This is a genomic window from Paraburkholderia podalyriae (genome assembly GCF_014397785.1).
Lineage (GTDB): Bacteria > Pseudomonadota > Gammaproteobacteria > Burkholderiales > Burkholderiaceae > Paraburkholderia > Paraburkholderia podalyriae.
The window spans coordinates 158,841-179,539 of sequence record NZ_VZQQ01000004.1 but is presented as its reverse complement, the minus strand read 5'-3'; the positions used below and the strand labels follow the sequence as shown (position 1 = coordinate 179,539).

Genomic DNA, 20,699 nt, shown 5'->3' with positions numbered 1-20,699 from the left:
CAATAAAAAGCTAGGAGACGCTCATGTCATTCAACCGCATTCAAGGAATTGTCGGCCTGCCACTGCTCGCCATCGCGTTCGGCTTGCCTGCGGCCCATGCCGCGGACGAAGTACAGAACAGCTCGACCACCACCGCCGCGCCGGTGCCATCGACGCTTCAGCCCGTGACCCAGGATCAGCTCGATCGCGCCGGCAGCATGACGGCGGTCTGGCTGCATTCGAACGGCTCGTACGCGCAGACGCGCTATTACCCCGGCTCGCAGATCAACCGGACGAACGTCGCGAAGCTCAGGCCGGCGTTCATCTTCCAGACGGCCGTCAGCGAGTCGATGGAAACGGCGCCGATCGTGAAGGACGGCGTGATGTTCCTGACCACGTCGTTCAATCACGTATACGCGATCGATGCGACGACGGGCAAAGAGTTCTGGCATTACAAGCACAAGATGGGTCCGGTCACGACGTTCTGTTGCGGGCCGAACAATCGTGGCGTCGCGATTTCGGGTGACCGGCTCTATATGGGCACGCTCGACTCCAAGCTCGTCGCGCTCGACGCCAAAACCGGCAACGTGCTGTGGCAAAGCCAGATCGCCAATCCCGACGAGGGCTACTCGGAAACGATGGCGCCGACGGTCGTCGACGGCAAGGTGCTGATCGGCACGAACGGCGGCGAGTACGGCATTCGCGGCTTCGTGAAGGCTTACGACGCGAATTCCGGCCAGTTGCTGTGGACCTTCTACACGATTCCGGAAACCGGCCAGGAAGGCGTGTGGGCCACCAAAGACGCGACCGGCCGCGATGAGAAGCGCGATATCGACGCGGAGAAGAAGCAGCTGGCCGACAAGGGCGGCGACTTCTACAAGACGCTCGGCGGCGGCGTCTGGATGACGCCGGCGATCGACCGGCAGACGCATACGGTGTACTTCGTGGCCGGCAATCCGTCGCCGGACCTGTATGGTGCGATCCGGCCGGGAGACAACCTCTATACGGATTCGCTCATCGCGATCGATCTCGACACCGGCAAGTACAAATGGCACTACCAGTACGTGCCGCACGACGTGTGGGACCTCGACGCGGCGAGCCCGCCGATCCTGATCGACGTGCGCGACAACGACGGCAAGATGATTCCCGGCATCGTGCATGCGGGCAAGACCGGTCACGTGTACGTGCATGATCGCGCGACTGGCCGTCTGATCCGCTTCTCGCAGGCGATGATTCCGCAGGAGAACATGTGGACCTTGCCGACCGCGGCCGGCGCGCGCATGCTGCCGGGCGCGAACGGCGGCGTCGAGTGGTCGCCGATCGCATTCGATCCGCACACGCGCCTCGTCTACGCGGCCAACCTGCATCAGCCGATGACGTATCAGGTCGAGGATGCCGCCTATCCCGGCGGTAGCAAGCTGTGGCTCGGCGGCGCATTCAAGGTGATTCCGAGCGAGCAGCAATGGGGCAAGCTGTCGGCCGTCAACGTCGACACCGGCAAGATCGCATGGGACTACAAGACCGAGCAGCCGCTGATCGGCGGCGTGCTCGCGACAGCGGGCGGTCTCGTGTTCAACGGCGAGGGCAACGGCCTGTTCCGCGCGTTCGATGCCGCCAGCGGCAAGAAGCTGTGGGAGTTCCAGTGCGGCGCGGGCGTCAACGCGCCAGCCGTGTCGTACACGGTCAACGGCAAGCAGTACATCGCGGTGGCGGCGGGCGGCAATACGCAGCTCGACTACAAGCGCGGCAATAGCGTCATCGTGTTCGCGGTGCCATGAGGCGGCCGGCGCCGCGGGGAGCGCCGGGTGTAGCGCGCGCTGCGCGGGTGGCGCTGCTGTGCGGCGGGTTGATCGCCGCGTCGCTGCCGTCGGGCGCGCGCGCCGACGCCGAGGCGGGCAAGGCGAAAGCGCAGGTGTGCGTGGCCTGTCACGGGCCGATGGGCAATTCGACCAGTCCGGACTATCCGATTCTGGCCGGGCAAACCGCGCGCTACCTGTATCTGCAGCTGAAGGACTTCAAGCAGGGGCGGCGCAGCGATCCGCGCATGTCGCCGATGGCGGCGAACCTGTCGAGCGAGGATATGCAGGACCTCGCCGACTACTTCGCCGCGCAAAAGCTCGTGCCGGTGCCGTTCAACGCGGATGGCGCGAGCATCGAAGCGGGCCGCAAGAAGGCCGCCGAGGTGCTGTGCACGGTGTGCCACCTAGGCGGCTTTTCCGGGCAGAACGAGATTCCGCGCGTAGCGGGCCAGCAGTATCAGTACATCGTCAAGCAATTGCAGGACTTTCGCTCGCGCACGCGCACCAACGATGCGGGCAACATGACCAGCGTCACGCGCAATCTGAGCGACGACGACATCCAGCATCTGGCCGCCTATATCAACAATCTTCAGTAGCACGGGGGACGACATCATGACAGTGCTGTTCACCCGGCCGCTTGCGGCCGCCGTCGTGCTCGCCGCCGCGTTCGGCGGCGCGTTCGGCGGTTATGTGCCGGCGCTCGCGCAGGACCAGGGGGAAATCAACCGCCAACTGCTGTCGGCCGCCAGGGACGACGATCAGCAGTCGGTCGTCGCGGCGTTGCAGCGCGGCGCGTCGGTCGATGCGATGAACCGGATCGGCGACACCGCGCTCGTCACCGCGTGCAAGAAAGGTGATACCGCGATGGCGCGCACGCTGATCGAGCGCGGCGCGAACGTGCAGCATGCGAACGCGCCGGGCGATACGCCGCTGATGGACGCCGCCTACGGCGGCTTCGACGAGATCGTCGCGCTGCTGCTCGCGCATGGCGCCGATCCGCTCGCGACGGATCGCGTCGGCAAGACCGCGATGGAATACGCGGCGGGTCAGGGGCACACCAGGGTCGTGAGTGAGCTGCTCGATGCCGGCATCGACGTGAACCGGACCTACAAGAACGATCTGACCGCGCTGATGTGGGCGGCGGGATACGATCGCGCGGAAACCGCCCAATTGTTGCTGGCGCGCGGCGCGAGCCGGTCGTTGAAGGACAACCGGGGGATGACGGCGAAAGATATCGCGGTGCAGACGAAGTCGGAGCGGGTCGCGGGGTTGTTGTCGGCGGGTTAGGGGCTCGAATCACGCGCGCCATGCCGGCCGCGCTTGCGCCAGAATCGCCGGCAGTGCTTCGAACGAATCGATCAGTGCGTCGCAGCGCGGCATGTCCGCGCCGCTCGCGCTGCCATAGCCATAGCTGACGATAAAGACCGGCAAACCGGCCGCGCGTGCCGCCGCGACATCGACCGATGAATCGCCGACCAGCGCGCAACGTTCGGGCTCGACGTCGAGCAGCCGGCACGCGTGCCATAGCGGCTCGGGCGACGGCTTCATGCTCGCCACGGTATCGCCCGCGACCAGCACGTCGAGATAAGCGGCAAGCCCCGTTTTATCGAGTAGCGCTGCCGCCAGCGCCTGTGGCTTGTTGGTCACGCACGCGCAGCGGTAGCCGCGCCGCCGCAATCCGCGCAAGCCGGCCATCACGCCAGGAAAGACCCGACCCAGCTCGGCGTTGGTCATCGCGTAGTGCCGCTCGAACACGGCCTGCGCGTGCTCCAGCTCGACGTGCTCGCCGAGGCTCGCGGCGTGCAGCGAGCGTCGCACGAGTTGGCGCACGCCGTTACAGATGAAGCCGGTCACCATGTCATACGGCAGCGGCGCGGCGCCGAAGTCCCTCAGCATCAGACCGGCGGCCGCGACGATGTCCGGCGCGGTATCGACCATCGTGCCGTCCAGATCGATCAGGACGGCGCGGCAATCGTGGTTGATCGTCATCGCGCGCTGCCGGTCGCGCGCGCTTGGGCCCCGTTCAGTGCGCCGCGCGCGGCCGGATCGGGACGGCGCGCGGCGTCGTGATGCCAGCGGCGCAGTGTCGCCAGATCCACCCAGCGAGGCCATTCGCCGCACACCATCGAAACAATCGGTGCATGCGGATCGCCGAGATGAGGCAGCACGGCCAGCGCGCCATCGAAGTCCTCATGCGCGGTAAACGCGCTCGGCGTGACGACGACCGGCACGCGCGCGGCGCGCGCCGCCAGCAGGCCGTTGCGCGAGTCTTCGAAGGCGAGGCAGGCAGCGGGCTGCAAGCCCAACTGTTCGAGCACGTGGCGATAGACGTCGGGAGCGGGCTTTTTCGCCGGCGTGGTGCCGGCGTCGCCGATAGCCGCGAAGCGATGGCGCCAGCTCGCACCGAAATGCGCATGCAGCAGCGCGTCGAGGTTGGCGGGCGTCGTGGTCGTCGCGATCGCCACGCGCAAGCCGGCCTCGTTCGCTTCGTCGATCAGACGCGCGATGCCGGGTCGCAGCGGCACGCCGCGCTCGCGCATCCGCTCGGTGTAGTGGCGCGTCTTCAGCGCGTGCAGCGCGTCGACCGCCTCTCGCACCCGCGCGCCACCGGCTTCCTCGCAGTCGACCGTGCGCCAGTAATGGAGCAGACGCTCCTTGCCGCCCGCCACTTTCAGGAGACCCGCATAGAGCGCCTCGTCCCAGAACCAGTCGAGGCCCGCTTCCGCAAACGCGGCGTTGAATGCGTGCAGATGAGCGGTCTCGGTGTCGGCGAGCGTACCGTCGACGTCGAAGATAAGGGCTTGCATCGTGCGGTCCTCCCGAGGGCGGTGTGCCGTTCAGACACGCACCACGATAGCCGAGCCGCTCGCCGATTCAAATTCAGAGATTCTTTCGCCGACGATAAGGCGGACTTTAGGTACCCGCGCGCATCTGAACTCGCGCACCGCGCGGCGTCATTTGCCCAACCGCGGATCGGTCACGAAGCCCATCTTCGTCAGCCCGCCGCGCTGCGCCGCCGACATCACGATCGCCACCCGCTCATACGGCACCTTGCGATCGGCGCGCAAATGCAGCTCCGGCTGCGGCGTCGCGAGCGCGGCCTGCGCGATGCGCGCGCGCAAGCCGTCGTCGCTCACGGGCTGACCATCCCACATGACGGTGCCGTCCGCCTGCACCGCGACGTCCACGTGCGCGGGCTTGACCGCTTCCGGCTGGCTGCTCGCGTTCGGCAGATCAACCCGGACGGCGTGTTGCAGCGCCGGGATCGTAACGAGAAAAATGATCAGCAGCACCAGCATCACGTCGACGAGCGGCGTCATGTTGATCTCGTTCATCAGACCTTGATCGTCGTCGTCGGAGAAAGGGCTCATTGCCATTCGAGGTCTCCGTCACGGCTTGCGCTGGTCGCGTTCGTCGCGTTGGTGCCGCGCGGCACCACGCGCATCTGCGGCCCGGCGCTCGACGGCAATTGCGAGCCGGTCACGAAGTACGCATGCAAGCCGTGCGCGAAACGCTTCAGGCGCGCGACGATCGAGCGGTTCGCGCGCGTCAGGCCGTTGTAGCCGAGCACGGCGGGAATCGCGACGAAGAGCCCGAACGCCGTCATGATCAGCGACTCGCCGACCGGACCGGCGACATGATCGATCGACGTCTGACCGGTCTCGCCGATCACGATCAGCGCGTGGTAGATGCCCCATACGGTGCCGAACAGCCCGACGAAAGGCGCGGTGCTGCCGATCGACGCGAGGATCGCGAGGCCGCTTTGCAGGCGCGCGATCGTCTCGTCCATCGTGTCCTGCAGACGCCGGGTGATCCAGTCGGACACGTCGATCCGGTCGTGCAGATGCTGCTGCGTCTGCCGATGGTGCGTCGCGGCTTCATGGCCCGCCAGCGCGAGCGCGAGCAGCGGGTTGTCGCGCGCGGTCGATTCCGGGTGGCCGAGGCTGCGCAGTCCGTCGTCGAAGCGGTCCGCGCTCCAGAAACGCGCGTCGCTGTGGCGGGTCACGCGCCTGAGGCGGATGAGTTGCCACAGCTTCACGATGATCACCGTCCACGACAGCACCGACATGATCACGAGCACGCTCAGGATGCCGCGCGTGACGATATCACCTGAATCCCAGACGTTTGCGAGTCCATAGTGTTGCATGGCGAGTTCCTTCGTTGGGTGTCCCTGGTCCGATTCGCGGTTCGCTCACTCGGTCAGTCCGAACACGAACGATTGCGAGTACGCGGCGCGCACCGGCGTGCCGTTTTCGGTGTACGGCTGACAGGCGCCCGCATGCACGGCGGCGAGCGCTGCGTCGTCGAGCCGCGCGGAGCCGCTGCTGGTTTGCAGCTGCGCCGTTTCGATATGCCCGCTCAACCCGACGACGAAACGCACGATGGCGGTGCCATGCTCGCCGCGCCGCTTCGAGACGTCGGGATAGTCGGGCTTCGGAATCGAGCAGTCGACATGCGACACGTTGCGCGGCTCGCTCGACGCGGGCATCGCCGGATGGACGGCGGGCGCCGCTGCCGCCGACGGCGCGGCGGCCGCTGCCGTCTCGGGCACGGCGGCTTGCGGGGCTGGCTGCGCGCTGCTGTCGCGCGACGCGGACGGCTTGGGCAGCGGCGTTTCCACACTGCGCGGCACCTGCGTGCGCGGCTGTGGCGCCGGTTTGACGCGCGCGGCGGGGCGCGTGACGGGCGGCGTGGTCGCCGGCGGAACGACAGCGGCGGGCGTGGGCGGCGCCGCAGGCGAAACGACGGGAGCAGGGGGCTCGGGGCTTAGCAGCAACGCGGTGATCGTGCGCGGCTCGACCTGACGCTCGACGATGCTGTTGCGCGCGCTCAACGCGATGGCGAGCAGCACCAGATGCGCGACGATCACGGCGCCCAGCACGATGGCCACGCCACGGTAACCGGCCGCGCGATGCGTAGGACTTGCTGGGTTCACCATGGCAACTTGCAACATCATCGCCACCTCCGCGCTCATTGTCCCTCGCAGCCGCTGCTTTTCAAACCCGCAACGGCCGGCGCGAAGCAATTCGGGAAAATCTCCCGTCCGATTCGCGTTGTCAAACAATCGCCCGGTGGGCTACCTTGAAACGATGACGCGAACCATCGCGGCGCCGCGATTTCAACCCGGAGTACCACGATGCTGGAGACACGGATTTTCCCCCGACCGCCGCGCCGTTCCGTCGCGCTGACCTGCGCGTTCGTGCTGGCCGCGAGCGCCGCGCATGCCGCGGCCGCGCCGCTCGCCTACGTGACGAGCGAGAAGGCCGGCGTCGGCGTGATCGATATCGACCAGATGACGCTGGCGCAGACCTTTCCGGTCGGCGCGGACGGCCCGCGCGGCCTGAGCCTGAACGCCGACGGCACGCGCCTGCTGGTCGCCAACAAGAACACGAACGATCTCGCGGTGATCGACACCGCCACGGGCAAGGTCGTGCAGCGCGTGAAGATCGGCAAAAACCCTGAATATGTGCGCGTGCGCAACGGTTACGCGTACGTGACCTACGAGCCCGGCGAGGAGAGCGGCCCACCGGGAGCCAAACCGGCAGGCAAACCCGACGCGAACGCGGGCGGCAAGCCAGGCGCCGACGACGACGACGCGAACAAGCCGCCCGCCGAAATCGCGATCATCGATATGAAAAACTGGCGTGTGATCCGCTCGGTCACGAGCGGCCACGAAACCGAAGGCATTGAGTTCTCGCGCGACGGCCAGACGATGCTCGTCACCAACGAAGGCGACGATACGGTGTCGATCTATCACGCACGAACCGGCGCGCCGATCCGAACCGTGAAGCTCGCGGCGGGCGGCCGGCCGCGCGGCATCCGGCTGTCGCCCGACGGCAAGCACTATGTGGTCACGCTGGAGTCGCTCAGCAAGCTGGTCGTGATCGACGCGCACACGTTCGACGTCATCAAGACCGTCGACACCAAACTCGGGCCCTATGGCGTCGCGTTCGGTCCGAACGGTCAGCGGCTCTTCGTGGCCGCCGCGCGCGACAAGGTGGTGCAGGTGTTCGACGGTCACACGTACGAACATGTCGCCGATGTGCCGGTCGGCCAGCGCTGCTGGCATTTCAGCTTCACGCCGGACGGCTCGAAGCTGATGGTCGCGTGCGGGCGCTCCGACGCGGTCTATGTGCTCGACGCGAACAGTTATCAGCCGATCAAGCAGATCGGCGAGCTGCCGCTCGCTTGGGGCATCGTCACGTATCCGCGCAGCGACGGCTCGATCGAATCGCATTGAGCTGGGCGGGCGAATGAGCTGTTATCGGGTCCTGCCATACCAGTATGTTCGCCCGTGGCACCGCCGCCGCGAGTTGTTCGCGGGTGAGGGTCATTGCGCGTCTGCATCCAGGCGTCGATGACCTCGGGAATGATGCTCAGCGCGCCGCCGCCGCATGCGCTGAGCATTGGCGTCTATGGCTGATTGCATCACGTTCTCCTTGCCTCGGACGCGACCGAACAAACCGACACTCGCGAGACCATTCTGTCTCCGGACGGCAGTCGATCCGGATCTGCCCTTCGCCACAATCGAACTCGGCGGTGGCTTTCAAGTAGAATGGCCGCCCTGGTGGTCTATCGGTGGCGGGGGCGCCTGCCGGCCATGCACAGTTGTTTTCGCCAGGAAGAACCCGTAGCGCGTCCACTTGGGTAGCCCGTCATAAAGTAGTGCGTGCGATACTTCTCCGCCGTCGCCATGCTACGCCACCAGGATCTCGAATTGTGTTAGACGTCCGTAAGTATTCGTATTTTTCCGTTTCGCGATGAGTGATTCTCACGAGCGGGGTAGGTTCCTGGCGCATTTAGGCTATGTTCTGATTGTAGTGCTGCTGCGCGTCTTCGCAGTCCTTCCCTATACGCTCGTCGCAAGGTTCGGCAGCGCGCTTGGGGCAATGCTATATGCACTTCCAAGTTCCCGAAAACATATCGTTCTCGTCAATCTGCGTCTCTGTTTTCCCGGCAAGAGCGAGTGCGAGTACGACGACATTGCCAGAAACCATTTTCGCCACGTCGTTCGAAGCTATTTCGAACGAGGGATTCAATGGTTTGGCAGCGCGCAAAGGATACGGAAGCTGGTCCACATCGAAAGTCGAATCGATCTGGAAGACAGGAATGCTCCACCGACCATCTTTCTGGGCTTCCATTTCGTGAGCATCGAGGTTGGCTGCATACTCTACTCAACGCGCCTGCCCGCCGCCTCACTGTATACACGCATGTCGAACGCGCGCCTTTGCAATCTAGCCAAGCGGCAACGCGGTAGATTTGGCGCCGAGATGATTGAACGTTCGACAAGCGCCAGAAAGATCGTCGGCTTACTTCGTTCAGGCAAACCAGTCATGTTGGCTGCTGATATGGATCACGGCACACACAACTCCGTTTTCGTGCCGTTTTTTGGCGTCCCCGCCTGCACACTCACTTCGGTTTCGCGCCTTGCTCGACTGGCCAATGCGCGGGTTGTACCATTCGTGACTGAAGTATTGCCCGATTACCGCGGGTATAAGCTGACCATCTTCGAGCCGCTCAGCGACTTTCCTTCAGAAAGTGAGACGATCGACGCGCGCCGAATGAATGAGTTTCTTGAAACGCAGATCAGTCAGTGCCCAGCGCAATATTACTGGGTGCATCGTCGCTTCAAGAATCGTCCACCGGGCGTGCCAGGCGTGTACTGAGCACGCCGTCCGTAAGGCATGCGACCGTTCCTGGTTGTGTGCTTTCGTGAGGGAACGCGATGAGCTCGACTGACAAGCACAGGTCCGCTATCTGACTGGACGCGGCCTGACTACCGGGCACCCGGGCCGACGTCGATCCCTGCTCTCGCGTCGATCTCAGCCGGAGTGCTTCGCCTCGCGTTCGCGTGAGAGTGCAGCGTCGATCGCCTGGATAGCGTAAAGGAAACCTGACTTCCCGCCCTCTTGCTTGAGCCGCCGGAGTTCGTTCAACGATGCCAGGTCCCGATTGCCCTTCCCGTATGAGACAAGCGCGCGTGCGCGTGCCACGAAGAAAGCCGAAAAGGCTGACGGCTCGCGGCGTGCGTAATCCTCAAGGGCTGCAGCATGGTGCGCAGCGTCATCCCAGCGTCGCCAGTCGATGCATGCGTCGATCGCGTCACGTCGAAAGAGAAAGTGATTGTGGCTCACCGCCCCGGCGGCGAGCCAGGCTTCCCCTTCCGCGAGCGCACTCCCGAAGACGGCGACGTCATCTGTCGCCCGCGCAAGGACGCCGAGATAGGTTGCGCCCAAGTAGGTCATGCCTATTTCCCGGCTGATTGCCAGCGCCTCCGCGATATCGTCGAGCGCTTCGCCGCGGCGGCCGGCGACACGATGTAATTCCGCGCGAAACGCGAGCGCTTCGCCTTCGAATCGCCTTGATTTCAGCTCGCGCGCACACTGGAGCGCCGGGCCGACATGCTCCCAGGCACGATCCCAGTCCGCGAGGTCGTGCAGGCAGTGCCAGACAGCGTGGTGGGCAACAGCGGCCGCACGTACGTGGCCGGCCTTCTCAGCCGCCGTGACGCTGGCGAGAGCGGCATCGAGTCCGGCCTTCGCCTCGCCTGCAAACCAGGTCGTTATTGCGCGCATTGGAAGGTTGGCCACCTCGATTCGTCCAAACCCGTGGCGCTGGCAGAGTTCGATGCAGCGACTGAAGGCGTCGTGTGCGCTGATCATCCGGCCGCGCATGTACTCTCCGTCTCCGAGCCCGCCCAGCGCAGCCGCCTCCTGTTCGGCGTCGCGCACTTCGCGCGCGAGAGCAAGGCTGCGCCCGTGTTCGCGTATGCAGCCGTCGATGTCGCCGCGTGGAAAACACAGATTGCCGCGCAGGAAGTGAATGCGCGCTTCCTCGTGCAGGAGGTCTTCGGCGGTGGCGGCTGCGGCGGCGCAGTCGAGATCGGCCCATGCACCGTCGAGATCGTCTATGACCCGCTTCACGGTGGCACGCCCCATCCATGCCCGGCAACGTTCGGCGTCGTTAGCAGCAACCTCGAGGGCGTTTTCGAATGCTTCGAGTGCAGACGTCATGTCACCGACGTCATGCAGGATGTTGCCCCGGAGGCAGTCGAGTGCGACGTGGTCTGTCCGCGCATCCGCGAGTTCGAGCCCGCGTTCGACGAGCTGGAGCGCGGATTCATAGCGGTATCCGGACGCTTGCGAGCGCGCCGCGTCGCAATAGGCACGCGCCGCCTCGCAGTCCGCCGCGCGATCGAGATGCTCGGCCCGCAGGACGGGCTCACGCTCGCCGTACCACTGTGCGGCGCGACGATGCAGCTCACGGCGCCGGCTTTTCAGAAGCCCGTCATAGACGCCGTCGCGAATCAGTGCGTGATGGAACATGAATCCGCTGCCCTGGCGCCGCAACAGGCGATCCAGCACAAGGGGTTCCAAGGCAGCGCCGGTGCCATCGACAAGATAGTCGAGCGTTTCCTTCTCAAAGAGCTGGCCCAGCACCGAAGCCGCCTGCAGGACAGTTTTGTCCGTGGGATCAAGTCGATCCAGCCGCGCTTGCACGAGACTTCGCACCGAACCCGGCACGCCAGTTCCCGCAATCTCCTCCGCGTTGCTGAGCAGTTGCTCGAGAAACAGCGGGTTGCCCGCGGCCCGTTCGATGCAGCGCTCCGCCAGATCCGCCTCTGCACCAGCAAACGATTCGGCCATCTCATGCGCCTCGCCAGCGCTCAGTGGACCCAGTTCGACGAGCGAGCACGGCGCGTCGGTTGCTGCGCGCCAGGACTGGTCGAGCGAATTGCCCAACGTCCGCGCTGTCATCACCAGCATGGCCGGACACCCGGCCACCGTCACGGATAGTCCGGCGAGGTCCCGAAGCGTCGACGCGTCCGACCAGTGAATATCTTCGACGACCAGTACCCGAGGCTGCTGAAGGCTGGCTCGTTGCACGAGCCTGGTCAAGACGTTCCGTCGGCCGCGAACGCGCATCGCATTGTCCATCGCCTCGTGGACCGTCCGGTCGTCGAGCGCCAGCGACACCGGATTCGTGCACCGCGCGGTTTGATTCCTCGCCCTTGCGCGTCGGGCAGCAGTCGGACCCTGAGCCGCCCTTCGGCCCAGTCTAGCTGCAACGGCGGCATTGAAGCCAGAACGGCCGAAAGATCGATGAAAGCAGCAGGGCGACTTTCCGGCGAAGACGCTTTGAAGGGGGCAAACTAGGATGCTTTCCGGCAACGCCTCGCTCAGCGACACCACGCTTCGCAGACGAGGCCACAACCGGTTCTGCCCCCCGCAACTGAGGAGTTCCACGATGCCAGCTCATTCGCTCAACTTAAACGATCGTGTCGCCTTGGTGACCGGCGGCTCGCGCGGAATCGGACGCGCCATTTCGATCGCGCTTGCCGCAGCCGGCGCGGCGGTCGCCGTCAACTATCGGCAACGCGAGAACGACGCGGCCGACGTCGTCGCGGAAATCGAACGCGCCGGAGGCCGCGCGATCGCAGTATGCGCCGACGTATCGGTCGGAGACGACGTCGAAGCGATGATTGTCGAGGTGGAAAACCGCCTCGGCCTCATCGACGTGCTCGTGAACAACGCGGGCACCGCGACGATCGTCGACATCGACGATCTCGCGGAAGCGGAGTTCGATCGAACGCTCGCCGTCAATCTGAAATCGGCGTTTCTCTGCACGCAGGCAGTGCTGCCCGGCATGCGCGCGAGGCGCTGGGGCCGCATCGTCAACGTGTCGTCGGCCGCCGCCCGCGGCCCCGGCCTGGTCGGCGTTCACTACAACGCATCGAAAGCCGGCCTCGAAGGCTTGACGCGCGGCTATGCGGCACGGCTCGCCCGCGAAGGGATCACCGTCAACGCCGTTGCACCGGGACCGATCGACACCGAAATGGCTGGACCGCTTAAGGCGTCCAACGTCGCAGAAAGGCTGCCCGTCGGGCGCTTGGGCGAAGCGAGCGAGGTCGCGGAGGTCGTGCGGATGGTCGTCGGCAACGCATTCATCACGGGCCAAACGATCCCCGTCAACGGAGGCGCAAGCTTCATATAGATCCCTGGCCGCATCGCGCGCGAGAATGGTCGCGCGAGCAACGCAGTACACGCCCCATCTAACGACGCATGTTCGCCGGTTTCAGCCTGGCGTGGACCGGCAGCATGCGACCCGTTCCGGCCCTTCGGCCGGTTTCTGCGAATGTTCCCACCTCGGCTTCAGTAAGCCGCTGAGCGCCAGAGCGACGGTCTTCGTAGCCCGCCTCAGATCTTCTATCGCCACTCGCTCGTCCGCCCGGTGTCCGTTTGCCTCAAGGAGTGTGCGAGGTCCGGCTCCGTAGATCACGGTCGGCACACCGGCTTCGCAGTACAGGCGGGCATCGGTATAGAGCGGCACACCTTCCGCCGTAATCTCCGTCTGGATCGTGACGCGAGCCGCCGCCTGCAATGCGGCGACGAGCTGCTCCGCGCCGGGCAACTGCCTCATCGGTGAGGCGATCAGCACCTCGCGGAATTCGACGCTGATGCCGGGCAGCCCGGCGACAGCGTGCCGCACGACTTCCTCCACGCGCGTTCGCGCGGCAGCCGCGTCTTCCTCCGGCGTCACGCGCCGATCGAGCCGCAGGGTCACCAGGTCGGGCACGACGTTGGTATTGATGCCGCCTTCGATCAGCCCCACTACGAGTGTCGGATGTTCGATTCCGGTGGTCGCGGAGCGAATCGTGGCCAGTTCCGCGCGATGCGCATAGAGCGCCTGCAACACCGCCGTGGCCGCCTCAAGCGCGTCGTGTCCGGTGTCGGGGCGAGCGGCGTGCGCGGACTTGCCGCGCACGCTGACTTCGAGATGCACGCAACCGTTGTGAGCGGTCGTGATCGCATACGAGAAGCCGGCGCAGATCGCGAAGTCGGGCTTTACGATGCCGTTCGCAAGCAGCCAGCCGGGACCCAGCAAGCCGCCGCTTTCCTCGTCGTAGGTCAAATGCAGTTCGACCGTGCCTCGCAGCGGGGCAGCCGTCTCGATCAACGCGCGCAGTGCGAAAGCGTACGTGGCGAAGTCGGACTTCGAGACTGCCGCACCGCGTCCGATCATATAGCCGTCCCGGATCTCGGCGCCGTAAGGATCGCTCGACCAGCCCTCGCCGGGCGGCACGACATCGCCGTGTGCGTTCAGTGCAATCGTCGGGCCGTCGCCGAAGCGATGCCGAACGACCAGGTTGGTCACACTGATCATGCCAGCCTGAACGACAGCGTCTGCCGGCACGACGTGTCGCTCGACTTCAAAGCCGAGCGCTTCTAGCGCGCGGGCGGCCAGATCGGCGTGACCCGCACAATCGCCGGGCGGGTTGTCAGAGGGCTCGCGAACGAGGGCGGCCAGAAATTCGACTTCAGCGTCGAAACGATCGTCGACCGCTTCCAAAAGGGCTTGCGTGGTCATTCGGTCCATCAGTTCCGTGATGAAGGGGCGTAAAACGGCTGACGCGGCGGCGTTTCAGCAAAATAGTCGGTGTAAAAGGCCTTTACATGAGGGAACACGGCGGTGCCCAGTTCCCGTTCCGCCTGCTTCACCTCGTTGCGCGGCTTCGCGAGAGTCTGTTCGATCTCGTTGAGGATCGCATCGCGATCCACGCGCGTGAACCGGCCATCCCGGTACACCACTTCGCCGGCAATCATCACGGCATCGACAGCATTGGTCTTGGCGCGCTGCATGAGCGCATCGAGCATCGGAATGTTATCGTCCTGATACGGATACGTGGCGGTCTTCCAGTTCATCAGCACCAGATCGGCCAGGCGTCCGGTTTCCAGGCGCCCAATTTGTGCGCCGAACGGGGTGGTTCGAGCGCCATCCTCAGTGGCCATTTTCAGTATTTGTGGGCAGGTCGGCACGTCGTCGTCCATTCCCGGCGTGCGGTGTACCCGCAGTGCGAGGCGCATCTCCTGCAACATGTCGCGGTCTTCGTTGATACCCGCTTCGTCGAGCCCCATGCCGACCGTCACACCGTATCTGGCGAACGCATTCAAGGGTGCCACGCCACTGCGCAAACGGAGATTCGAACTGCAGTTATGGCAGATGCAGGTGCCGGTATGCGCGACCATTTCGATGTCTGCTTCCGTCAGCCACACGCCATGGCCGAGGGTTAGCGACGGACCGAGCAGACCGAGATCGTTCAGATGCGCGACCGCCGTCTTGCCGGTCCGGCGGCGCGCGTATTCCTTCTGATAGGCGGTTTCGAGCAAATGCATATGCATCGGTACGCCGGCTTTGTCGGCGCGTTCCTTGATGGTAAGCAGTGTCTCATCGCTACACCAGTGCAGGTTGGCAGGTGCAAGCTGAATCCGGGTCAGCGATTGGCCTTCGTTGTCCTGCGTGAGCATGTCGAACAACTGCAGATGATCGGCCAGCGGGACCTGCTGCGCTTTCAGATGCGCAGCGACCTTAGGTCCGATGTCGGCCGGCAGGCGTTTGACGAAGTCTTCGTCGGCTTCGTAGACGAGCAGGTTCTGCTCGCGCACGGCGAAGCTGTACGACGCGCGCATACCGATGTCCCGATACGCCTTCAGGACGCCTGAAGCGGCTTCATGTATCGACGACAGCGGACCAGGCCGCCAACCGTGGATGTGCTGCACGGTAGTAATGCCGGACGCAATCATTTCGAAGGCGGAGTACAGGGTATCGAGGTAAAGATCGATCTCGCGCGTACCCATCCGGCTCGCAAACCACAGTTCCAGCGCGTAGTCCGGAGAGCCGTGTTGCAGCGGCGTCAGGCCGACGTGATGGTGACTGTTGACGAAGCCAGGCATCAACACCGTATCGGGCGAGCCGAGGCGCGGCGCGTTCGGATACTTTGCGATCAGCTGCTGCGCATCGCCGATCTCGACTATTACGCCGTCGCGTTGATACAGCGCGCCGTCGCGGATGACCTCTGCGTTGTGCCGGTCGGCGACGCCCTTGACGATCCAGCCAGCGACAATCAATGTTTCGGACATGTTTGCTTTTACCTGAACGGAGGAGAGTTTCAGAACGATGGTGTGTCGTATAGATCGACACGCCGATGGTCGAAGTAAGAAAGCTTTTCGCGGGTCGCCGCGATGTCTGCATGCGCGAGCGTCGCGCTGACGATGCCAGGTCCTTCGTTGCCTGGCCGGCGGGCGAGTACAGCGCCGTCGGCGGCAATCACACACGACTCGCCATAGTTGTCGATGCGCACGCCATCGAGGAATTCGTCACCGGTCTTGTTCGCGCAAACGACCGCCAGCCCATTTTCCCGCGCGTGCGTGCGCAGCTCCCCGACGAAGAAATCCATATCGTCGCCACCGCTGCCCGCGACGGGCACGATGACGAGATCGGCGCCGGCCGCGCGCAACGCGCGCCAGCATTCTGGAAAGCGGCGGTCGTAGCAGACCAGAACGCCGATGCGCCATGCGCCTACCTGCATGACGTGCAGTGCGTCGCCAGGCGTGAAGTGCGCGGCTTCATCGTAGCCGGGCGGCGGGTCGTCGCCGACAGGCAGGTGAAGCTTGCGCGCAACCGGACCGGCGCGCAGCGGATTGCCGTCGGCGTCGAAGCCGAGCACGGCGTTGTGATACCGACCACTCGCCCGATCGATTTCGTAGAACGGTACGAACAGGGCGATGCCACGCTCCCTGGCCAGCGCGGCGCAGCGTGCGGCGAGGGGACCGTCGGCGGGCTGCGCCCAGTCACGATATTGCCCGCCCGGCGCGCTCGCGAAGTACGGCACCATTGAGAACTCGGGCAAGACGATCAACTGGGCGCCGTCATCAGCGGCGGCGCGCACGGCGGCAAATGCCACGTCCTCGTTGCCGGCAAGGTCGGTTGTGCAGGGAGGCAATTGCAGTGCCGCGGCCCGAAGTGTGCTCAGGGTTACCAGTCGATTCATCGGACCCGCTCCTGCTCGGCGAAGGCGCGATCGACTTCATCGCGCATCAGGTCGGTCAGATGGACGCTGAGATCGTGGAACGCCAGGCTGCGCGTGTCCCGCGGACGAGGAAGATCGACCGGAATGATGGTCTTGATGCGCCCCGGGCGTGCCGTAAACACGACAATGCGGTCGGCGAGCGCAATCGCTTCGTCGATGTGGTGAGTGACGAAGACCATCGACACATTGCTTCGTTGCCAGACCTGGATCAGGAAGTCCTGCATCTTCGCACGCGTTTGCACGTCCAGCGCGGCGAACGGCTCGTCGAGCAGCAGTATCTCGGGCTTCAGCGCGAGTGCACGCCCCACGGCAACACGCTGGCGCATGCCGCCCGAGAGCTGGTCGGGCCGTTTGTCGATGGCTTCGGACAAGCCGACACGCTCGAGAATTTCCTCTGCGACACGCCGCCGGTTTTCCTTGGGCATGTGCTGCATTTTCAGGCCGAAGGTGATGTTTTCGCCCACGCTCAGCCACGGAAAGAGCGAGGCGTCCTGGAAGACGAGTCCACGGTCCGTGCCCGGTCCGCTCACCTCGGCACCGCCGCACGCGATGCGGCCGCTGGATACCTGTTCCAGTCCTGAGATTAGATAGAGCAGAGTGCTTTTGCCGCACCCGCTTGGGCCGAGGAACACGACGAATTCGCGGCGAGCGATATTCAGGTCGACGTCACGCAAGGCAACGAACGGTGCGCCGTCTGTCTGCCATGTCTTGCCGACGCCCTTGCAGGTGACGAGCGGCGGTTGCATGGAAGCTGATTCATTCTGGCTCATATCATTTCCCCAAACCGTTACCTGGCACCCAGAACAGCACCTTGCGCTGGACGATTCGCAGCGCAACGTCGAAGGCGAAGCCGGTGACGCCGATCAGCGTCATCGTGAAGAACGACAGGCTCGAGTTGAAGGTATTGCGCGCGAGCATGACGACCTGACCGAGCCCGCTGCCGACGCCGGTCGCTTCCGCCACCAGCACTACCATCCACGCGCCGAACAGGTTCATGCGCAGCACCATGAAGAGCGACGGCAAAATGGCCGGCAGAATCACATGACGGAACGTCTGCGCGCGCGTCGCGCCCATCACGGCGGCGACGTTAAGGTGGGTACGGCTGACGTTGTCGATCTGGCTTATCGTCGAGACGGTCATGACAAAAAAAAGCGAGATGAACACCATGAATACAGCGGGCGCATTGCCGATTCCGAACAGGAAGATCGCGACCGGGAGCCACGCGATCGGTGAAATGGGAGCCAGCAGCGTGATCGTCGGTAAGGTGAGGTTGCCGAGCAGGCGGAAGTAGCGGATCGCGACGCCCATCGCCACGCTGCAGACGAAGCCCAGCACCAGGCCGCTTAACACCCGCAACGTTGTTGCGACGATAGTCATGGCGAGCGACTTCAGCGCTGTCGCGTTGGACGTCTCGCCGATCACGTCAGTCGGGATGAAGTACTGAGCCTGCGACGCGAAGTTGCGCAGGAAGATGTGCGGCGGCGGCAACAGAAGCGGATCTGCCCAACCTGCGGCCCACGCCAGTTCCCATGCGGCAATGAAGCACGCCAGCGAGGCGACTCCCCAGCCAAGCGGCACGAGTCGCCGGACGAGGTTGTAGCGTGGCCGGCCACTTGCTGCCGGGCGCACCACGCGCCGGTGCGCGAAGAGGGTCGTCGGATCGGCTTTCATGCGGATTTCAGCTTGAGCTGGCCATAGAGATCGCCGTTTTCCTTGATCACCTCATCGAGCGGCCCCCAGTCGAACATGTCAGGGCCAGGAAGTCGCTTGATGTAGCGCAGGTCCTTCAGATTCTGCGCCCGCTGCAGGATGAAATTCTGGTTGCTGCGCTGATCGATCATCGCCGGCTGCTTCGCGGCTGCGTCGAGCGTGGCGTCGTAGCTCGTTTTGAAGTACTTGCCGACGGTGTCCTTGACGGCCGAGGCGCGGTCCAGTTCTTCCTGATGCTGCGCGACCATCATCGCCTTGATCAGCGCCTTCACCGCATCGCGGTTTTCGTGCAGGAGCTTGCTGCGCACCGCGAGAACGCAGTCGGAGTAGTTCGCGCCGTATACATCCACACCGTTCGAAAGCTGCACGGAGCCCGGCCTCGCCTTCAACGCCTGCGTCGCGTAGGGCTCGATGTGGCACATTGCATCGACGTTCCCGGCGATGAACGCCTGCGCCAGCTCCGGCGAAGTGCCGAAGTAGCGCACCTTGACGTCGGCGAAACTCATGCCGGCCTTCTTCAGGTAATCGTACGGGAGCATTTCGAGCGTATCGGCCTGGAATGTACCGATGGTCTTGCCGCGCAGTTGGGCCGCAGACGTGATGCCCGCCTGCGCGACGATCACGCAGCCCTGCACGCCCGAGCCTGCGACGATCTTGATCGGTGCGCCGGCATCGTAGAGCGTCATGAAGTTGGTGTACGGAACCACGGAGACGTCCACCACGCCCGCGCCGAAGAGCGCCGCGATGTCCGCATTGGACGGGGTAGTGACGAAGTCGAGCGTGACGCCCTGCGCGAGATTGCGTTCCTTGACGAGAAAGAACGGACAATTGCAGAGACCCGTGCCGTGCGTCGCCTTGAGGGTCAGCGGGCCGGCCGCCATGGCCTGTGGTAGATAGGCACCGCCCAACGCCGCGGCGCCGGCCAGACACGCACCGCGCATCAGGAATTCGCGCCGCGTACTGCCGAGTTCGGTCAACGGGTAACCATTCGGGTCTTGCTGAACAAATTTCCTGAACATCGCGTGGTCCTTAGAGAGATTGAACGGCAGATGGGGATGTGAAAGTTTCCGCAGGCGACTGCGCAAGCGTTTGTGCCAGCAGATCGAAGCTGAAAATCTGTCCAATCGAGGCGGAAACCTGCATTCGTCCGAGCGCTTCCAGCGACCGGGCACGTGCGAGAATGCACTCGCGAAGGGGGCGAATATCGATGATCGGCGGCTGCGCGGCGACGCCGGCCAGCAGTTCGTCAAGCGCGAATTCGGGGTAGCGGTAGGCGCTGGCGCGCAGGGCTTCGCGGGGATTGTTCGTAATCGCTTCCTGCGCATCGAGCATTGCGCGTAAGGCCGCGCGGATGATCTCAGGATGTGCGTCGAGAAAACTCTGGCGGGCGACGAGCAACGTGTCGGGATAGTCGCCGCCCCAAGCGTGCAAGCCGTCGCACAGCACCTCGAAGCCGCGCAGCCGAAGGCGGGAAATCCACGGTTCGATCAACGTCAGCGCCGCGAGGCGGCCGCCGGTCAGATCGGCGACCGCCTCGGCGAGCGATGGGTACAGCACGCGTTCGACCTGCATGAGATCCATCCCGTGCACCCATAGTGCATCGTGCAGCAGGACTTCCATTGGATCGTCGGCGAAGGTTCCTACATGCTGGCCGCGCAGATCGCTCATCGACAGGCCCGGCTGCCCCACGAGCGCCATGCCGAGCTTGCCGCTGCCACCGACAATGCGTAGCGGGTCGGGTCGGGCATGATCGACCAGCGGCTGTGTAAAGCCGGTGGTGCCGAGATCAGCCTCTCCGCTTCTCAGCAATGCAGCGGTGGAGCTGAAATGTGTCAGCGGCGGTGCTTCGACCTGTAGGCCATGACGCTCGAACAGGCCGGTATCGACCGCAACGAACAACGCGAGATTGGAAAGCGCACTGCCGTGCGCCAAGAGCAGTTTTTGCATGACAGGATCTGGGAGTCAGGGAATCGCTCGGGCAGACGGCTTGCCGCCCGCGAGGGCTTGACGATGTTTAGCGAAGACCGTGCCAGCGAGCGGGGCTTCGTATGCGCTCAAGCGCATCGCTTTGTTTACAGGATGTTGAGGGTATTGTTTTAAATAAATCGCAACTCTTGTACACAATCTTGTCTTGTCCTGTTTTCCAAAAAACGCACCACAATGTGGCAGAAAGGCTGGTTTCGCACCGCCATGTTGCGCTGGGCACAGTGACCGGGCATCATGCGTTCAAACATTTTTAGCTTGATCTAACAAGGAATGACGGACACAGTCGTACAATTTGCTTTTGCAACAAAAATGCGATCTGGCATATAACTTGTGTGCAATATCAGCGATAATTTGCA

General features: G+C 64.2%; 19 protein-coding genes. 6 read left to right on the top strand and 13 right to left on the bottom strand.

The features are described from left to right. The first annotated feature begins 23 nt into the window (after positions 1-23). The 3 genes from F6X42_RS06280 to F6X42_RS06270 are packed head-to-tail and all read left to right on the top strand — an operon-like array spanning position 24 to position 3,065. Complete coding sequence (locus tag F6X42_RS06280; protein ID WP_187633371.1) at positions 24-1,757, top strand: pyrroloquinoline quinone-dependent dehydrogenase; 1,734 nt, start codon at positions 24-26, stop codon at positions 1,755-1,757. Further along, positions 1,754-2,374, top strand: a complete 621-nt coding sequence (locus tag F6X42_RS06275; RefSeq protein WP_187633370.1) for a c-type cytochrome — start codon at positions 1,754-1,756, stop codon at positions 2,372-2,374. Before F6X42_RS06280 ends, F6X42_RS06275 begins: the two co-directional genes overlap by 4 nt. Before the next feature lie 16 nt (positions 2,375-2,390). After that, positions 2,391-3,065, top strand: a complete 675-nt coding sequence (locus tag F6X42_RS06270; protein WP_187633369.1) for an ankyrin repeat domain-containing protein — start codon at positions 2,391-2,393, stop codon at positions 3,063-3,065. A gap of 9 nt (positions 3,066-3,074) precedes the next feature. Here the strand turns inward: F6X42_RS06270 and gph are convergent, their stop codons facing one another. The 5 genes from gph to F6X42_RS06245 form a co-directional block, all read right to left on the bottom strand. Further along, complete coding sequence (gene gph / locus F6X42_RS06265; RefSeq protein WP_187633368.1) at positions 3,075-3,767, bottom strand: phosphoglycolate phosphatase; 693 nt, start codon at positions 3,765-3,767, stop codon at positions 3,075-3,077. Then, entirely contained in the window at positions 3,764-4,585 is an 822-nt protein-coding gene (locus tag F6X42_RS06260; protein WP_187633367.1) for an HAD family hydrolase, read from the bottom strand. The genes gph and F6X42_RS06260 overlap by 4 nt, the downstream gene beginning before the upstream one ends. Before the next feature lie 147 nt (positions 4,586-4,732). Beyond that, on the bottom strand, positions 4,733-5,155 hold the full coding sequence (locus F6X42_RS06255) for an ExbD/TolR family protein (protein ID WP_187633366.1): 423 nt from the start codon (positions 5,153-5,155) through the stop codon (positions 4,733-4,735). Further along, positions 5,146-5,925: a MotA/TolQ/ExbB proton channel family protein gene (locus tag F6X42_RS06250; RefSeq protein WP_187633365.1), complete on the bottom strand. Its 780-nt coding sequence runs from the start codon at positions 5,923-5,925 to the stop codon at positions 5,146-5,148. Before F6X42_RS06250 ends, F6X42_RS06255 begins: the two co-directional genes overlap by 10 nt. Before the next feature lie 45 nt (positions 5,926-5,970). Further along, the gene (locus F6X42_RS06245; protein WP_246529979.1) at positions 5,971-6,735 is read right to left on the bottom strand and encodes a TonB family protein; all 765 of its coding nucleotides are present in this window, start codon (positions 6,733-6,735) and stop codon (positions 5,971-5,973) included. A gap of 180 nt (positions 6,736-6,915) precedes the next feature. Here F6X42_RS06245 and F6X42_RS06240 point away from each other — a divergent pair, with 180 nt between their 5' ends. Both F6X42_RS06240 and F6X42_RS06235 read left to right on the top strand, forming a co-directional pair. Beyond that, positions 6,916-8,019 (top strand): YVTN family beta-propeller repeat protein, encoded by a 1,104-nt coding sequence (locus F6X42_RS06240; RefSeq protein WP_187633363.1) that lies wholly within the window; start codon positions 6,916-6,918, stop codon positions 8,017-8,019. A 520-nt stretch (positions 8,020-8,539) separates the two neighbouring features. Next, complete coding sequence (locus F6X42_RS06235) at positions 8,540-9,445, top strand: lipid A biosynthesis lauroyl acyltransferase (RefSeq protein WP_187633362.1); 906 nt, start codon at positions 8,540-8,542, stop codon at positions 9,443-9,445. 156 nt (positions 9,446-9,601) lie between these two features. Here F6X42_RS06235 and F6X42_RS06230 read toward each other — a convergent pair whose 3' ends face one another. Next, a complete protein-coding gene (locus F6X42_RS06230) occupies positions 9,602-11,755 on the bottom strand; it encodes an ATP-binding protein (RefSeq protein ID WP_312892503.1) in 2,154 nt (717 codons plus the stop codon). A 271-nt stretch (positions 11,756-12,026) separates the two neighbouring features. On the opposite strand from F6X42_RS06230, the gene F6X42_RS06225 reads away from it, so the two are divergent. After that, positions 12,027-12,773 carry an SDR family NAD(P)-dependent oxidoreductase gene (locus F6X42_RS06225; protein ID WP_187633361.1) on the top strand — a complete coding sequence of 249 codons (747 nt, stop codon included), beginning with the start codon at positions 12,027-12,029 and terminating at the stop codon, positions 12,771-12,773. A gap of 81 nt (positions 12,774-12,854) precedes the next feature. Here the strand turns inward: F6X42_RS06225 and F6X42_RS06220 are convergent, their stop codons facing one another. The 7 genes from F6X42_RS06220 to F6X42_RS06190 are packed head-to-tail and all read right to left on the bottom strand — an operon-like array spanning position 12,855 to position 20,304. After that, entirely contained in the window at positions 12,855-14,156 is a 1,302-nt protein-coding gene (locus F6X42_RS06220; RefSeq protein ID WP_187633360.1) for an ArgE/DapE family deacylase, read from the bottom strand. After that, positions 14,156-15,697, bottom strand: coding sequence for an amidohydrolase family protein (locus F6X42_RS06215; RefSeq protein ID WP_187633359.1), 1,542 nt, complete (start codon positions 15,695-15,697; stop codon positions 14,156-14,158). The genes F6X42_RS06220 and F6X42_RS06215 overlap by 1 nt, the downstream gene beginning before the upstream one ends. Before the next feature lie 29 nt (positions 15,698-15,726). Beyond that, positions 15,727-16,608, bottom strand: a complete 882-nt coding sequence (locus F6X42_RS06210) for a carbon-nitrogen hydrolase family protein (protein WP_187633358.1) — start codon at positions 16,606-16,608, stop codon at positions 15,727-15,729. Next, positions 16,605-17,393 carry an ABC transporter ATP-binding protein gene (locus F6X42_RS06205; RefSeq protein WP_187633357.1) on the bottom strand — a complete coding sequence of 263 codons (789 nt, stop codon included), beginning with the start codon at positions 17,391-17,393 and terminating at the stop codon, positions 16,605-16,607. The genes F6X42_RS06210 and F6X42_RS06205 overlap by 4 nt, the downstream gene beginning before the upstream one ends. Positions 17,394-17,418: 25 nt before the next feature. After that, the gene (locus F6X42_RS06200) at positions 17,419-18,318 is read right to left on the bottom strand and encodes an ABC transporter permease (RefSeq protein ID WP_187633356.1); all 900 of its coding nucleotides are present in this window, start codon (positions 18,316-18,318) and stop codon (positions 17,419-17,421) included. Continuing rightward, complete coding sequence (locus F6X42_RS06195) at positions 18,315-19,376, bottom strand: ABC transporter substrate-binding protein (RefSeq protein ID WP_222945495.1); 1,062 nt, start codon at positions 19,374-19,376, stop codon at positions 18,315-18,317. Before F6X42_RS06195 ends, F6X42_RS06200 begins: the two co-directional genes overlap by 4 nt. Positions 19,377-19,386: 10 nt before the next feature. Then, complete coding sequence (locus F6X42_RS06190) at positions 19,387-20,304, bottom strand: ABC transporter substrate-binding protein (protein ID WP_187633355.1); 918 nt, start codon at positions 20,302-20,304, stop codon at positions 19,387-19,389. Between the last annotated feature and the right edge of the window lie 395 nt (positions 20,305-20,699).